At 67.8% G+C, this 16,403-nt stretch carries 2 protein-coding genes; both read right to left on the minus strand.

Going from position 1 to position 16,403, the window contains the following annotated elements:
- Positions 1–322 precede the first annotated feature (322 nt).
- Positions 323–15,607: an autotransporter-associated beta strand repeat-containing protein gene (locus N7422_RS13510; RefSeq protein ID WP_279807005.1), complete on the minus strand. Its 15,285-nt coding sequence runs from the start codon at positions 15,605–15,607 to the stop codon at positions 323–325.
- Positions 15,608–16,010: 403 nt separating this feature from the next.
- The gene (locus tag N7422_RS13515) at positions 16,011–16,394 is read right to left on the minus strand and encodes a YkgJ family cysteine cluster protein (protein WP_110736798.1); all 384 of its coding nucleotides are present in this window, start codon (positions 16,392–16,394) and stop codon (positions 16,011–16,013) included.
- Positions 16,395–16,403 lie beyond the last annotated feature (9 nt).

The raw sequence follows: 16,403 nt of genomic DNA on the forward strand, positions 1-16,403 counted from the left end.
AGACACCACGGCCAGACCAAAGTCTGCACGCGCACGGCTGCCATAACAGGTGACGGGCTTCTCACACCCGGTCGCCAAATGTGACGACCCGGCGACGTTACCCCCGGGGTATTTCCCAGCCAATGCGGAGCCTTCCGGCAGGTGCGTAGGATAGGTCCCAAGGGCTGTTAGGCTGAAGGAATTGGTTTCAGATTCGGAATTGTCTTACGGCTGAAGGGCGCTGGGGGCGCGTTGCGCCCCTTTCGCGACACAAGGCCGCTCCCACATGTGGGAGCGGCCTTGTGTCGCGAAAGGGCCGCAGAGCGGCCCCCGGCAATCTACCTCAGAACCCCATGCTGAAGCTCACCACCACACCATGGTCGCGGTTCTCGCTGGACAGCTGCCCGGAGTAGCCAACCCCCAGCTTGCCGCTCTGCCCGACCGAGAGATCCAGCCCCGCCTCGACCACCGCCGCATCCTTGGCGATCGGCACACCTTCGGTGCTGAACCCGGCGCCGCCATCGATGAAGCGCAGGTCGGCATCGGGCTTGTCGTCGCCGAAGGCATGGCGCCAGCCCAGCGACAGCCGTGGGGTGATCTCGCTGCCGTTGTCGAGCTTGATGCGCTTGCCAGCCCGCACGCCGACGGTGGAGAAGGTCACGTCCTGATCGACGCTGCCTTGCAACCGCCCTGCCCCGCCTTTCTCACGGGCGGTGTCGCTGTCGTAGTTGACATAGGCCAGCCCGGCGAACGGCTCCAGCGCTATGCCGCCTGCATCGATGGCATAGCCCACCTCACCGAACACCTGGGCACTGCGCGCGTCGTACTTGGCTTTCAGGCGATCGTTGTAGCCGCCGACTTCGACATCACGCTTGCTGTCGATGTCATGCCAGCTGTAGGCCACGCCCAGGCGAGCGGCGAAGGCGTCCAGCTGGTAGCCCAGGTAGGTGGTCAGGTGGTAGCTGTCCACCGAGGCGTCCGAGCGGCGACGGTGCGCATCGATGCTGGAACGGGTGTAGCCGGCGGCGACGCCGACCTTCCACGCGTCGTCCAGGGCACGGTCGACGCCGAGCATGAAGCCGGACAGGTCGCGATCAACGCTGGCATGGCTGCTGCTGCCGTCGTAGGTGCCCCAGCCGCCGATGGCGCGGATCCAGCCGACGGCCTGGCCCTGGCAACCTTCGCTGGTCAGCTGCTGATTGGCGGTCGGCGCCAGGGTGCGGCGTGGATCGTTCGGGTCGGTGCAGTCGGCCTGGCGCAGACGGTCATTGACCGCTTCGCGGATGTAGCGCGAGTCCTCGATCAGCACGGTCGCGGTGCTGGCGTGGATCTCGCCGGACAGGCTGTCGAACGCGGCCTGGGCACCCTGGCTATCCAGCGGCAGCAGGTTTTCCACCAGCGCGGCCGGTGCGCCGGCACTGCTCAAGGCGGTGGCCACGCCACGCTGGTTGCCGGTGGCGGCGACGTCGGCGAAGGAGTTGCCGTTGCGGCTGACCGACAGGGTCACCTGGTTGGCGCCATAGTCCAGCGAGCTGTTGAGGAACGCCGAGTTGGCCAGGTTGGTGGTGGCGAAGGTGCCATTCACCCCGCCTGCGGCGCTGACCACGGTGTACTGGCCGTTGCCGCTGGCGAGGTTGGCCACCATCAGGCTGCCGCCAAGGTTGGCGGTGCCGCCGACGTTGAGGTAGTTCACCGGCGAGGTGCCCAGGTCGATGACCAGCGTACCGCTGGCGCCATTGGTGAAGTTGCCCGAGACGTTCAGGTTGCCGGCAGGCCCTGGCAGCACGGTGCCGTTGTTGGTCAGCCCGGCGACGGTGCCGTTGCCGGTCAGCGCGGCACCGTTGGCCACGGTCACCTGGGCGCCGAGGTTGCTGCCCGGGTTGGCGGCATCGCCCACCTGGAGCACGCCCTGGTTGACGTTGAAGGCGCCACTGAACGGCTGGTTGCCGGTCAGCAGCAAGGTGCCGCCACCTTGCTTGGTGGTGGTGCCGGTGCCGCTGAGGGTGCCGTTGAAGGTGCCGTTGCTGCCCTGGGCGAAGACCAGGCTGGCGTTGTTGAGGATGTTGCCCGGCAGGCTGGTGGTATTGCCGACCAATGTGCCGCCACTGACGGTGGTACCGCCGCTGTAGGTGTTGGCGCCCGCGAGGATCAAGGTGCCGGCGTCGAGCTTCTCGATACCGCCGGTGCCGACCAGCGGCGCACTGACGGTGGCAGTGGCCCCAGCGTTGACCCGCACTGCGGCCAGGCTGCCGTCGGCGCCGTTGACCGGGGTCAGGCTGCCGCCGCTACCTGGGACGACCTGATAGCCATCGCTGAGGAACTGCAAGCCATCGAACGACTGGTTGCCCACCACGGTGACGGTCCCCGAGGTGCCTCCGAATACCGCGTAACCGCCACTCCAGCCTTCGTTGCTGGTGCCGCTGGCGTTGGTCCAGCCGGTACTCGGGCCCCAGGTGCCGCTGCCGCCGCCGATGCTGCCATCGGGGTTGGTCTTGCCGCCGTTCCAGAACTGCAGTTCTTCGCCGACGTTCTGCACCACCAGGTTGATCTGGTTGGCGATGGCGGTCTGCAGGCTGAGGTCGCCCAGGGCCACGCTGCCAGGAATGGCGCCGAACACCAGACCGTTGTCGGTCAGGGTGCCGCCATAGTTGAACAGCTGGTACACACCGGTGCCGAAACCGCCGGCGTCGGTGATGTTCAGCGTACCGTCGAGCACCAGGTTGCCATTGACCTTGACCACGGTGGTGGAGGCGGCCGGGGCGCCGAGGCTGAAGTCCAGGGCACTGCCCGCGCTCAGGTCGAGGCTGCCGACGGTGAGTGGCGTGGCGCTCTGGCCGGCGGCCAGGGTGGCGCCGTTGGCGATCTGCACGGCGCCGCCGTAGGTGCCGCTGCCGCCCAGGCGGGCACCGGTGGCGACCTGCACGGTGGCGCTGTCGAGGCGGCCGTTGACCAGCAGGGTGCCGGCGTTGACGCTGGTGGCGCCAGTGAAGGTGTTGACGCCGGTCAGCAGCAGCTCGCCGCTGCCGTTCTTGGCCAGGGTACCGCTGCCGGTGAGGTTGCCGGTGTAGCTGCCGTTGGCGTTCTGCTCGAAGGTCAGTGCGCCATTGTTGAGGATCGCGCCTTGCAGGCTGGTGGTGTTGCCCACTACGCCGCCGGCATTGATCTGGGTGCCACCGCTATAGGTGTTGCTACCGTTCAGGGTCAGCACGCCATTACCGTTCTTGATCAGCCCACCCGCGCCACTGACCACGCCGTCGAGGGTCAGGGCGTTGCTGCCGGCGATGGCCAGGGCGCCGTTGAGCACGGCGTCGTTGGCCAGGGTGACGGCGGTGTTGCTGTCCAGCGTGGTGCCGCCCGCGGCGGTCACGATGCCGCTGCCCAGCGCGCTGTCGTTGCCGACCTCCAGGGTGCCGCCGTTGAGCGCGGTGCCGCCGCTGTAGCCGTTGGCGGCATTGAGCACCAGGGTGCCGGCATCTTGCTTGGCGAGGCTGCCGGTGCCGTTGAGGGCGACATTGAGGGTGGCGGTGACGCCGTTGTCGACCCGCAGGTTGGTGGTGCCGTTGCCCAGCAGCTCGCCGCCAGCGCCGGCATCGAGCACATAGCCGTCGGTGACGAACTGCAGGCCAGTGATGTTGTGGCTGCCGTTGACGGTGACGGTGCCCGCGGTGTTCTGGAACACGGCGAAGGTGTCGTTCCAGGTGCTGTTGAGCACGCCGTTGGCGTCGGTCCAGTTGGTGTTGGTGGCATCCCAGGTGCCGCTGCCGCCATCGATCACGCCGTTGGCGACACTTTGGCTGCCATCCCAGAACAGCACGTTGCTGGCGCCACCGACCACCAGGTTGACCTGGTTGGCGACGGCGGTCTGCACGGTCAGGTCGGTGACCGGCACCGGTGTGCTGCCGAAGCTCATGCCGTTGTTGACCAGACTGCCGCCGTAGGCGAACAGGCGGTACACACCAGCGCCGAAGCCGCCGATATCGGCAACGTTGAGGGTGCCACCCAGGGTCAGGTCGTTGGCGACGTTGACCAGCGGGTTGCTGCCGGTCGACGGCGCGCCCAGCGAGGCATTGAAGTTGGCGCCGCTGTCGAGCACCAGGTTGCCAGCGTTCAACGTGCTGCCGCTGGTCGCGGCGAGATTGCCGCCATTGGCCACCGTCACCGCGCCGCCGAGGCTGCCGGCACCACTGAGGCTCGCGCCGCTGGCCACGTTAACTGTGCCACTGGCCAGCGAGCCATCCACTTTCAGGCCGCCAGCCTGCACGTTGGTGGTGCCGGTATGACTATTGGCGCTGTTCAGGGCCAGGGTGTCGTTGCCAAGCTTGTTCAGGGTGCCGGTGCCGCTGATATTGCCGTCGAACACACCGCCTTCGACCGTGAGGCTGTTGCCGGCGGCGATCTGGATCGCACCGGTACCGCCGATGTCGCCGAGGCTGGTGTTGCCGTCGAGGTTGAGGCTGGCGCCGCTGCTGACGTTCAGCTGGCTCTGGGTGCCCAGGGCGGTGGTGCCGAGGGTGCTCAGGCTGCCGGACAGGATATTGAGGATGCCGCTGAAGGTGTTGTTGCCCGACAGGGTCAGGTCGGCCAGGCCGCTCTTGTTCAGCTCGCCTGCGCCACTGAGCACGCCGGCCAGGTGCAGGTCGTTGCTGCCCAGCACGTTGAGCACACCGCTGACATTGACCGGGTTGGCCAGGGTGACGGCGCTCGCGCTGTCGAGGTTGGCGTTGCCGCTGACCTCAAGCCCACCCGTGCCGAGGGCGGCGTCGTTGCCGAGCACCAGGGTGCCGGCCTGCAGGTCGGTGCCACCGCTGTAGGTGTTGGCGCCCATCAGTGCGAAGCGGGCCAGGCCAGCCTTGAGCAGGCGACCGCTGCCGCCGACGGAGCCGCCGAGGGTCAGGTCGTTGCTGCCCAGGATCGTGAGGTCACCGGTGGCATTGACGTTGTTGCCCAAGGTCACCGCCTGGCTGCTGTCCAGGCTGGTGCCGGCCACGGTGTTCAGGCTGCCGGTGCCCAGGGCGGTGTTGGAACCCAGCACCAAGGTGCCGCCGTTCAATGCGGTGTTGCCGGCGTAGGTGTTGTTGCCCGCCAGCGCCAACCGTGCACCACCGGCCTTGACCAGGCCACCGGCGCCGCCGATGTTGCCGTTTAGCGCCAGGTCGTTGCTGCCGGCGATGTTCAGCGGGCCGGCCAGGGTGACGGCATTGCCCAGTATCACCGAGGCATTGCTGTCGAGGGTGGTGCCGGCGGCGGTGTCGAGCGCGCCGCTGCCCAAGGCCGTGTTGCTGCCGACGATGAGGGTACCGCCGCTGAGCAGGGTACCGCCGCTGTAGCTGTTGTTACCGTTGAGCACCAGGGTGCCGCTGTCGAGCTTGTTGAGCTTGCCGACGCCGCTCAGGCCGACATCGAGGGTTGCCGTGGCGCCGGGATCGACCCGCACGCTGGTGTCGCCACCGCTGCCATTGATCAGGTCGAGCGCGCCACCGGTGCCCGCCAGCAGGCGATAGCCATCGCTGACGAACTGCAGGCCATTGACGGTCTGGCTACCCTCGACGGTAACGTCGCCCGACGCGCCCTGGAACACCGCGAAGGCGCTGCCCCAGCTGGTGTTGAGCATGCCGTTGAGGTCGGTCCAGTTGGTGTTGCCGGCGTTCCACACGCCCGTGCCTCCGTCGACCTGGCCATTGGCCGCGCTCTGGCTGCCATCCCAGAACTGGATGTTCAGGCCGGCGGCGCTGACCAGCAGGTTGACCTGGTTGGCCAGGGCGGTCTGCAGGGTCACGTCGCCCAGGCCCACGCCCAGCGGCAGGCTGCCGAAGTCCAGGCCGTTGTCGGTGAGCGCGCCGGTGTAGTCGAAGATGCGGTACACGCCGTTGCCGAAGCCGCCGATGCTGCCGACATTGAGCGTGCCATCAAGGGTCAGGTTGCCGCCGACGTTGAACAGCGCGGTGCCGCCGGTGGACGGCGCGCCGAGGCCGACATCGACGATCGAACCACTGTTGAGCACCAGGCTGCCGAGGCCCAGGGTGCTGCCGCTCTGCCCTGCCAGATGGCCGCCGTTGTTGATGATCACCGTGGCGTTGGCACTGCCGCTACCGGTCAGGGTGGCGCCGCTGGCGACGGTCAGCAGGTTGCTGCCCAGGCTGCCGTCGATCTTGAGGGTGCCAGCGTTGACCTGGGTATTATCGGCCAGGTTGCTGTTGCCGGTGAGGGTCAGGGTGCCGCTGCCGACCTTGGCCAGGCCGCCCAGGCCATTGAGGGCGCCGGCGAAGGTGCCGTCGAGGTTGTTGCCGCCCAGGCTCAGGGTGCTGCCGATGCCGACATCGACCTGGCCACTGCCGGTCAGGCTGCCGAGGCTGGCGTCGCCGTTGAGGTTGAGCAGGCCGCTGGCACCGACATTGAGGGTGTCGACGTTGGCCAGCACACCGCTCCCGAGGGTGGTGAGGGAGCCGGCCTGGATGTCGACATTGCCGGTGAAGGTCTTGACGCCGACCAGGGTGAGGTCGTCGACGCCGGTCTTGACCAGGTTGCCGGTGCCGCTCAGGTCGCCGCTGAGAATCAGCGCGTTGGCGGTGTCGAGGGTCAGGTTGGCGCCATTGCTCAGGGCGATGAGGTTGCCCAGGGCCATGGGGGCGCTGTTGGCGACCGTGGCGTCGGCGGTAACGGCGAGGGTGCCGGTGCCCAGCGCGCCGCTGCTGCCCAGGGTCAGGCGGCCGGCGTTGAGTTGGGTGCCGCCCTGGTAGCCGTTGTTGCCATTGAGGGTCAGGTTGCCGCTGCCGTTCTTGGCCAGGCCGGCGGTGCCGTTGATCACGCCGTTGAGGGTGAGGTCGTTGGCGCCGTCGACGGTCAGGCCGGCGTTGAGGGTGACGTTGTTGGCCAGGGTGGTGCTGGCAGCGCTGCTCAGGGTCGAGGCACCGGCGACGGTCAGGGCGCCCTGCCCCAACGCATTGTCGTTGCCGACCACCAGCCGGCCGGCACTCAAGGTCGTGCCGCCCAGGTAGTTGTTGGCGCCGTTGAGAGTCAGGGTGCTGGCGCCGGCCTTGTTCAGGGCACCGACGCCATCGACCACGCCGGTTAGGGTCAGGTCGGCGCTGCCCGGCAGGTTGAGGGTGCCGCCCAGGTGTACGTTGTTGGCCAGGGTGGCGCCTGCGCCGCCGGCCTCGAGGCTGGCGTTGGCACCCGTGCTGAGAGCGCCGCTGCCCAGCGCGGTGTTGCTGCCGACCACCAGGGTGCCGGCGTTGAGGGTGGTACCGCCGCTGTAGGTGTTGTTGCCGTTGAGGGTCAGGGTGGCGGCGCCGTTCTTGACCAGGCCGTTGCTGCCGGAGACCACGCCGTTGAGGGTCAGCGCCTGGCTGCCACCGAGGGTCAGGTTGCCACCGGCGAGGTTGACGGCATTCACCAGCGCCAGCGCCTGGCTGGCATCGAGGCTGGCGGCGCCGTTGACGGTCAGGGTACCGCTGCCCAGGGCGCCGGCACTGCCCAGCAACAGGCTGCCAGCCTGCAGCGAGGTACCGCCGGCGTAGGTGTTGTTGCCATTGAGCACCAGTTGTCCGGCGCCAAGCTTGTTCAGCGCCCCGGCACCGCTGATGACACCGTCGAGGGTCAGGGCTTGGGTGTTGTTGACGCCCAGGGTGGTACCGGCACCGAGGCCGATGGCGTTGGCCACCTGCAGTACACCGGTGGTGGCCAGGGTGCTGTCGCCGGTCACCGCCAGGTTGCCCGTGCCAAGGGCGGTGTTGTTGCCCAGGGTCAGGGTGCCGCCGCCAAGGGTCGTGGTGCCCTGGTAGGTGTTGGCGGCGCCGAGGGTCAGGTTGCCGCTGCCGGCCTTGGTCAGGCCGCCGGTGCCACTGATCACGCCATTGAGGGCCAGGTTGTTGTTGCCGGTCAGGCTCAGGGTATTGTTGAGTGTCACCTGGTTGGCCAGGGTCACGGCACCGCTGGTGGCCAGGTTGCTGGCGCCGCCGACGGTCAGGGTGCCGGTGCCCAGCGCCTGGTTGTTGCCCAGGGTCAGCGTGCCGGCATTGAGGGTCACGCCACCGGTCAGGGTGTTGGCGCCACTGAGGGTGAGGTTGCTGGCGCCGTTCTTGGTCAGGCTGCCGGCCCCCGTGACCAGCCCGCCCAGGCCCAGGTCGTTGCTGCCGGTGATGGTGAGGTTGCCCCCCAGGTTGACGGTGTTGCCGATGTTGATCGCCGCGGCGCTGTCCAGCGTGGTGCCGGCAGCCGCGTTGAGCTGGCCGAGGCCGAGGGCGCTGGCGCTGCCAAGCACCAGGGCGCCGGCATTGAGGTTGGTGTTGCCCAGGTTGGCGTTGGTACCGTTCAGGGTCAGGGTGCCGCTGCCGGTCTTGGTCAGGCCGCCGACACCGGTGATATTGCCGCCCAGGGTCAGGTTCTGCGCCCCAGCGATGGTCAGGTTGCCGGCCAGGTTGAGCTGGTTGACCAGGGTGACGTTGGCATTGCTGCTCAGGGTGGTGCCGCCGACTGCATTCAGGGCACCTGTGCCCAGGGCGGTGTTGCTGCCCACCACCAGGGTGCCACCGTTCAGGCTGGTAGTGCCCTGCTGGCTGTTGCTGCCGTTGAGGGTGAGCGTGCCGGAACCCGTCTTGATCAGGCCACCGGTGCCGCTGAGCGCACCGCTGAGGGTGAGATCGTTGCTGCTCGGCAGGCTGAGGTTGGCGTTCAGGGCGATGGTATTGCCCAGTGCCAGGTTGCCGGTGGTATCCAGGCTGGCGGCGCCGTTGACGGCCAGGCCACCCGTGCCCAGCGCCTGGTCGTTGCCCAGGGTCAGGGTACCGCCGCCAAGGGTGGTACCGCCGCTATAGGTGTTGGCGTTGCCGAGCGTGAGGTTGGCGCCGCCGGCCTTGATCAGGCTGCCATTGCCCGAGACGATGCCGGCCAGTCCGAGGTCGGCGCTGCCATCGATGGTCAGCGTACCGCTCAGGGCCAGGGCGTTGCCGAGGGTGACGCTGGTGTTGCTGTCCAGGTTCACGCCGCCAGCCGCGCTCACCGCCCCGCTACCAAGGGCGGTGTTGCTGCCGACCACGATACGCCCGCCATTGAACAGCGTGCCGCCGCTGTAGCTGTTGGCGCCATTGAGCACCAGGGTGCCGGTATCGAGCTTGGCCAGCTGGCCGCTGCCCGAAAGGCCGACGTTGAGCGTGGCCGTGGCGCCCGGGTCGACTCGCACGGTAAAGGCGCCGTTGCTGCCGTTCACCAGGTCCAGGCCCCCGGCACCGATCAGTCGATAGCCGTTGGTGACGAACTGCAGCCCGGTGGCGGCCTGGGTGCCGACCACGGTGACGTCGCCGGCGGTGCCCTGGAACACAGCAAAGTCGCTGGTCCAGATGTTGTTGGAGACGCCGTTGACGTCGGTCCAGTTGCTGTTGCTGCCATTCCAGATGCCGGTGCCGCCGTCGACCACGCCATTGGGCACGCTCTGGGCCCCGTCCCAGAACTGCACGGTGCCGGTGGCGCCGCCGACCAGCAGGTTGACCTGGCTGCCGATTGAGGTCTGCACCTGCAGGTCGCCCGGCAGCACGCTGCCCGGGACGTTGCCGATGTCCAGACCGTTGTCGACCAGCGCGCCGGTGTAGTCGAGCAGGCGGTAGATACCGGTGCCGAAGCCGCCGATATCCGTCACGTTGAGCGTGCCGTCGAGGGTCAGGTTGCCGTTGACGTTGACCAGCGCCGTGCCCCCGGTGGCCGGGGAGCCGAGGCCGAAATCGAGGATCGAGCCGCCGTGCAGGGTCAGCGCACCGGTGTTGAGGGTCGCCCCGCTGTTGGCCAGCAGGTGCGCGCCATTGGCGATATCGACCGCACCCAGCAGGCTGCCGGTGCCGCCGAGGCTCGCGCCGCTGTTGACCTGCACGCTGGCGCTGGCCAGCGAGCCGGTGACGTTGAGCAGGCCGGCATTGACCGTGGTGTTGCCGCCGAGCACGTTGACACCGGAAAGCTCGAAGCTGCCGCTGCCGTTCTTGATCAGCCCGCCGCTGCCGGCCAGGACGCCGCTGAACACACTGTTGAGGTTGTTGCCGCCCAGGGTCAGGTTGCTGCCGCTGGCGATGTTCACCGTACCGGCGCCGCCAAGGCCACCGACGGTGGCACTGGCGCCGAGGTTCAGACTGGCCCCGCTGCCGACAGTGACCCCGAAGGTATTGCCCAAGGCCGTGCTGCCGACCGTGGTGATGCTGCCGCCGAGCAGGTCGATGGCCCCACCGAAGGTGTTGTTGCCGGTGAGCGTGAGGTCGGACGAGCCGGTCTTGATCAACCCGCCGGTGCCGGCGAGCACGCCGCCCAGGGTCAGGTTGTTGTTGCCGCCGAGGGTCAGGTTGGCACCAAGGTTGACGTCGTTGCCCAGGGTCATCGCCACGCTGTTGGCCAGGGTCGCGGCACCACTGACGTTCAGCGCGCCGGTACCCAGCGCCGCGGCATTGGCCAGGGTCAGGGTGCCGGCGTTGAGGTTGAGGCCTGCGCTGAAGGTGTTGGCGCCCGACAGGGTCAGGTTGGTGCTGCCGTTCTTGGTCAGCGCTCCGCTGCCGCTGATCACACCGCCGAGAGTGGTGGCGTTGCTGCCCGGCAAGGTCAGGGTGGCGCCGGCCCCGAGGTTGATGGCGTTGCCCAGGTTGAGCGCGGCGCTGCCATCGAGGCTGGCATTGCCGCCCACGCTCAGGGCGCCGCTGCCGATGGCGTTGTTGTTGCCCAGGGTCAGCAGCCCGGCGTTGAGGGTGGTGCCGCCGCTGTAGGTGTTGTTGCCGTTGAGGGTCAGTCCAGCACTGCCATTCTTGACCAGCGCGCCGCTGCCGCTGATCAGGCCACCGAGGGTGGTGGCATTGCTGCCCAGCACGGTCAGGGTGTTGCTGCCCAGGCTGATGCCGTTGGTCACCGCCACTGCGGTGCTGGCGTCGAGATTGGCGTTGCCGCCCAGGGTCAGGGCGCCGATCCCCAGCGCGGTGTTGCTGCCGAGGGTGAGCGTGCCGGCATTGAGTTGGGTGCCGTTGGTGTAGACGTTGTTGCCGCTCAGGGTCAGGTTGGCGGTGCCGTTCTTGACCAGCGAGCCGATGCCGCTGACCACCCCGGCCAGGCCGAGGTCGGCAGTGCCGTCGATGGTCAAGGGACCTGCGATGGTGACGTCGTTGGCCAGGCTGACCGCGGTACTGGCATCCAGGTGGGTGCCAGCCAGGGTGTTGAAGGTGCCGGTGCCCAGCGCGGTGTTGCTGCCAACCACCAAAGTGCCGGCGTTGAGGCGAGTGATACCGCTGTTGGTGTTGGCGCCGGTCAGGGTCAGGGTGGTGCTGCCGTTCTTGGTCAGGCCACCAGCACCGGCGATGATGCCGCTCAGGGTCACGTCGTTGCTGCCCGGCAGGATGAAGTTGCCGGCCAGGTTCAGCGCGTTGCCGATGTTCAGCCCGGCGACGCTGGTGTCCAGGGTGGTGTTGTTGGCGGCATTCAGCGCGCCGGTGCCCAGGGCGGTGCTGCTGCCGAGCACCAGGGTGCCGGCATTGAGCGTGGTGACGCCGCTGTGGCTGTTGTTGCCACTGAGGGTCAGCGTGGCGCTGCCGTTCTTGACCAGACCGCCGCTACCACTGATGTTGCCGGCCAGGGTGAGGTTGCTGGTGGTGGGCACGGTCAGGTCGGCGCCCAGATTGAGCGTGTTGTTCAGGGTCATCGCCGCCGAGTTGGCCAGCGTCGAGGCGCCACCGACTGTCAAGGCGCCAGTGCCCAGTGCGGCGGCGCTGGCCAGGGTCAAGGTACCCGCGTTGAGGTTGAGGCCGCCACTGAAGGTATTGGCACCGGACAGCGTCAGGTTGGTACCACCGTTCTTGACCAGCCCTCCCGTACCGCTGATCACACCGCTCAAGGTGGTGGTGTTGCTGCCCGGCAAGGTCAAGGTATTGCCGGCGAGGTTGATGGCGTTCCCCAGGTTGAGGGTGCCACTGCCATCGAGGCTGGCATTGCCGCCCAGGGTCAGGCCACCCGTGCCCAGGGCATTGCTGTTGCCCAGGGTCAGCAGTCCGGCATTGAGCGTGGTGCCGCCACTGAAGGTGTTGTTGCCGTTGAGGGTCAACCCGGCGCTACCGCTCTTGACCAGTGCGCCAGTGCCGCTGATCTGCCCGGTCAGGGTGGTGGCGTTGCTGCCCAGCACGGTCAGGGTGTTGCCCCCCAGGCTGATGGTGTTGGTGGCCGCAACCGCAGTACTGGTGTCGAGGTTGGCGTTGCCGCCCAGGGACAGGCCGCCGATGCCCAGTGCCGTGTTGCTGCCGAGAATCAGCGTGCCGGCATTGAGCTGGGTACCGTTGGTGAAGACGTTGTTGCCGCTGAGAGTCAGGCTGGCGTTGCCATTCTTGACCAGCGAGCCGATGCCGCTGAGCACGCCGCTCAAGCCCAGGTTGGCGCTGCCGTCGATGGTCAGGGGGCCTGCGATGATGGTGTCGTTGACCAGGTTGACCGCGGCGCTGGCGTCCAGATGGGTGCCAGCGGCGGTGTTGAGCGTGCCAGTGCCCAGCGCGGTGTTGCTGCCGACGACCAGGGTGCCGCCATTGAGGAAGGTGGAGCCGCTGTTGGTGTTGGCACCGTTCAGGGTCAAGGTCGTGCTGCCGGCCTTGGTCAGGCCACCAGCGCCAGCGATGACGCCGCTCAGGATCAGGTCGTTGCTGCCGGGCAGGTTGAGGTTGCCGGCAAGGTTCATACCGTTGCCAATGTTCAGCCCGGCGACGCTGGCGTCCAGCGTGGTGTTGCCCGCGGCATTGAGCGCGCCCGTACCCAGCGCGGTGCTGCTGCCCAGCACCAGGGTGCCGGCATTGAGCGCCGTGGCACCGCTGTGGGTGTTGTTGCCGCCCAGGGTCAGGCTGGCGCTGCCGTTCTTGATCAGGCCGCCGGCGCCGCTGAGATTACCGCCCAGGTTGAGATTGTTGGCGCCGGCCAGGGTCAGGTTGGCGCCGAGGCTGACAGCGTTGTTCAGGGTCATCGCCGCGGAGTTGGCCAGCGTCGAGGCGCCGCCTACCACCAGCGCCCCCATGCCCAGGGCCGCAGCGTTGGTCAAGGTGAGCGTACCGGCATTGAGATTGAGGCCACCACTGAAGGTATTGGCGCCACCCAGGGTCAGGTTGGTGCCACCGTTCTTGACCAGTCCACCGCTGCCGCTGATCACACCACCCAGGGTGGTGGCGCTGGTGCCCGGCAGGGTCAAGGTGTTGCCGCCCAGGTTGACGGCGTTGCCCAGGTTGACCGCAACGCCGGCATCGAGGCTGGCGTTGCCGCCCAGGGTCAGCGCGCCGGTACCCAGGGCATTGTTGTTGCCCACGGTCAGCACACCGCCGTTGAGGGTGGTGCCGCCGCTGAAGGTGTTGCTGCCGTTGAGGGTCAGGCCGGCGCTACCGTTCTTGACCAGCGCGCCGGTGCCGCTGATGACACCGCCCAGGGTGGTGGCGCTGGTGCCCAGCAGGTTGAGGGTGTTGGCCCCGAGGTTGACCGCGTTGCCCAGGCTGACCGCCGTGCTGGCGTCGAGGCTGGCGTTGCCGCCCAGGGTCAGGGCTCCCGTGCCCAGCGCATTGCTGTTGCCGACGGTCAGCTTGCCGGTGTTGAGGGTCAGGCCGCCGCTGAATGTGTTGTTGCCGTTCAGGTTCAGGTCAGCGGCGCCATTCTTGACCAGGGCGCCGGTACCGCTGATGACGCCGCCCAGGGTGGTGGCGCTGGTGCCGAGCAGGTTGAGGGTGTTGGCCCCGAGGTTGACCGCGTTGCCCAGGCTGACCGCGCTGCTGGCGTCCAGGCTGGCATTGCCGGTCAGGGCCAGGGCACCAGTGCCCAACGCGGCGCTGTTGCCGACTGTGAGCTTGCCGCCGGCAAAGGTCGTTGTACCGCTGTAGGTGTTCACGCCATTGAGGGTAAGGTCGGCCGCGCCGTTCTTGGTCAGGCCGCCGGTGCCGCTGATCACGCCGTTCAGGGTCAGGGCGTTGCTGCCGGGCAGCGTGAGGGTGCTGCCACCGAGGCTGACGGCGTTGGCCAGGGTGAGCGCGGCGGTGTTGTCCAGGGTTCCGTTGCCGGTGAGGGTCAGGGCGCCGGTACCAAGGGCACTGTCGTTGCCGATGGTCAGTGTGCCGCCGGCCAGGGTGGTACCGCCGCTGAAGGTATTGATGCCGTTCAGCGTCACGTTGCCGCCGCCGCTCTTGACCAGCGAGCCGCTGCCGCTGAGCACGCCGCCGAGGGTCAGGGCGTTGCTGCCGGGCAGGCTCAGCGCCGCGTTCAGCGCCACTGCGGTGTTCAACACCAGCGGCACGCTGCCTTGCAGGCTGCTGGCGCCGCTGACGGTCAGGCCACCGCTGCCCAGGGCTGCGGCGCTGGTCAGGTTGAGGCCGCCGGCGGCCAGGGTGGTGCCGCCGCCGTAGGTGTTGGTGGCGCCGAGGGTGAGCAGACCGGCACCGGTCTTGGTCAGGCCGCCGACACCGGAGACCACGCCATTGAGGGCCATGTCGGTGGCGCCACCGACGCTCAAGCCGGCATTGAGGGTGAGGTTGTTGGCCAGGCTCAGGCCACCGACGGTGCCCGCCAGGCCACCGCCATTGACGGTGATGGCACCGCTACCGAAGGCACTGGAATTGTCGAAGTTGACCAGGCCATCGTTGAGGGTGGTCTGGGTGGTGCCGTTGAGCACCTGGCCGATCAGGCTCCAGGTGCCGCTGTCGACGACCAGGCGGTTGAAGTTGATGTAGTTGGCGGCATTGATGGTGCCGGTGCCGCCGGTACCACTGCCGCCACCGATGGCGTTGCGCAGTGCCAGGGTGTTGGTGCCGCCGGCGCCGCCGTCGATCCTGCCCGCGGCCGCATACGCGAGGTTGGGGTTGCTGGTCACCAGCAAGGCGACGCCCACGCCCAGCCCGGCACTGACACTGGAACCGGTGATGGCGTTGAAACGGTTGGCGCTGTTGGCACCCATCGACAGGCTGCCGGTGATGGACCCGGCGTTGGTGAAGGTATTGCCGGCCGTGGAGGCCTCGAACGCCGCCCGCCCCAGGATGGTGCCGGTGTTGGTGAAGTTCACCGTGCTACCGCCGGTCACTGCGATGACCGGGGTGTCCTCGCTCACCAGCGTCAGGCTGGCCAGTGCCGAGGAGCCGATGCTGCCGGCGTTGCTGATGTTGGTAGTGCCAGCTGAGCCGTTGCGCGCGTCCAGCGCCATGCCCGTAAGGTTCAGCAGGCTGGCGCCGAGCAAGGCACCCGTGCCCTTGATCACCCCCGTGGCATTGTTGTTGATGGTGAGGTTGCCGGAGGTACCGGTGTTGCCGATCAGCACGGCGGAGGACTGGATGCTCAACAACCCCAGCAACGTCGGATCGATGGTGCCGGAGTTGTTCAGGGTGTTGTTGTTACCGGCCAGCGACAGCGAAGTACCGCCCACGCCCAGCAAGGTTCCCAAGGTCGCGCCCGGATTGACGGTAACGTTGAGGCCACTGCCGCCATTGGTATAGCTCGGCGCCAGCGGGTTGGCCGCGCCGTTGCAGGTGATCGTGGCCCCGGCCGCACTGCAGGCGGCCAGCGCCTGTTCACTGGACAAACCAAAAGCCATCGCCCCGACGGCCAGGCTGACAGCAAGCGACAATTGCGAGATACGGGCGGGCGAACGGGAGGCGGCACGTCTGTCCACGGAGAGCTCCTTCGTGGATCAGGCACTTCAGTCCTTGAATGCGTGCACTGCGGGGTGTTGCGAGCGCTAAACACGCGACGGCCGAAACGCCTGATCGATGGCTACAGGTTTCCTTTGCAGGAATGTGTAGCCGCTCAGGAGCCGCTGGTACGGCGTCTGGACCGGTCAAATGGTGTTAATACTTTGTCGAGGCGGCACGTGTTTCGCGGGTTTCAGCCGCTTGGCCATTGGATCCAACCGACGAACGGTCATGGCGAATGGCCAGAATGTGCGCAGGTTTGTGGGAGCGGGCTCGCCACGCGATGACACCTGCCCCACGAACATCGCATCGCGGGTGACGTATCGCAACTGCGTGCCCTGCGCGACACAGCGTAGCTCGAAGGTCTGGCTAACAGGTCACCCTTCAGGCGACCTCTGCCCCCTCGTCCGGCCAGTGCGGCTCGTTGGCCCCGGGTGGCGTCAGCGGTGGCAGGCCATAGGCCGCCCGGGCGTCATCGCAGCTCGGGTTGTGCACGCCGTTTTCCCACGAGGCGTCGAATTCGCGGCAGGGGCTGGAACGATTCTCGTAGATGGAGCACGCCACTTGCGTGCCGATCTCACCGCCCAGGCTGACGCAACGGCACGGCTTGGCGTCGGTGCCGATCATCGCGACCCGGGTCGGGTTGATCTGCACCACCAGGTCGTCGGGCACCACGCCACCGGCGGACTGGCACTCACCCCAGAAGAAAGACACACGAAAGTAGCCGCAGCAGGCGCCGCAGGTCAGGCAAGGATTCTGTTCGGACATGATGGCCAG

The sequence above is a fragment of the Pseudomonas sp. GD04091 genome (assembly GCF_029836165.1).
Classification (GTDB): domain Bacteria; phylum Pseudomonadota; class Gammaproteobacteria; order Pseudomonadales; family Pseudomonadaceae; genus Aquipseudomonas.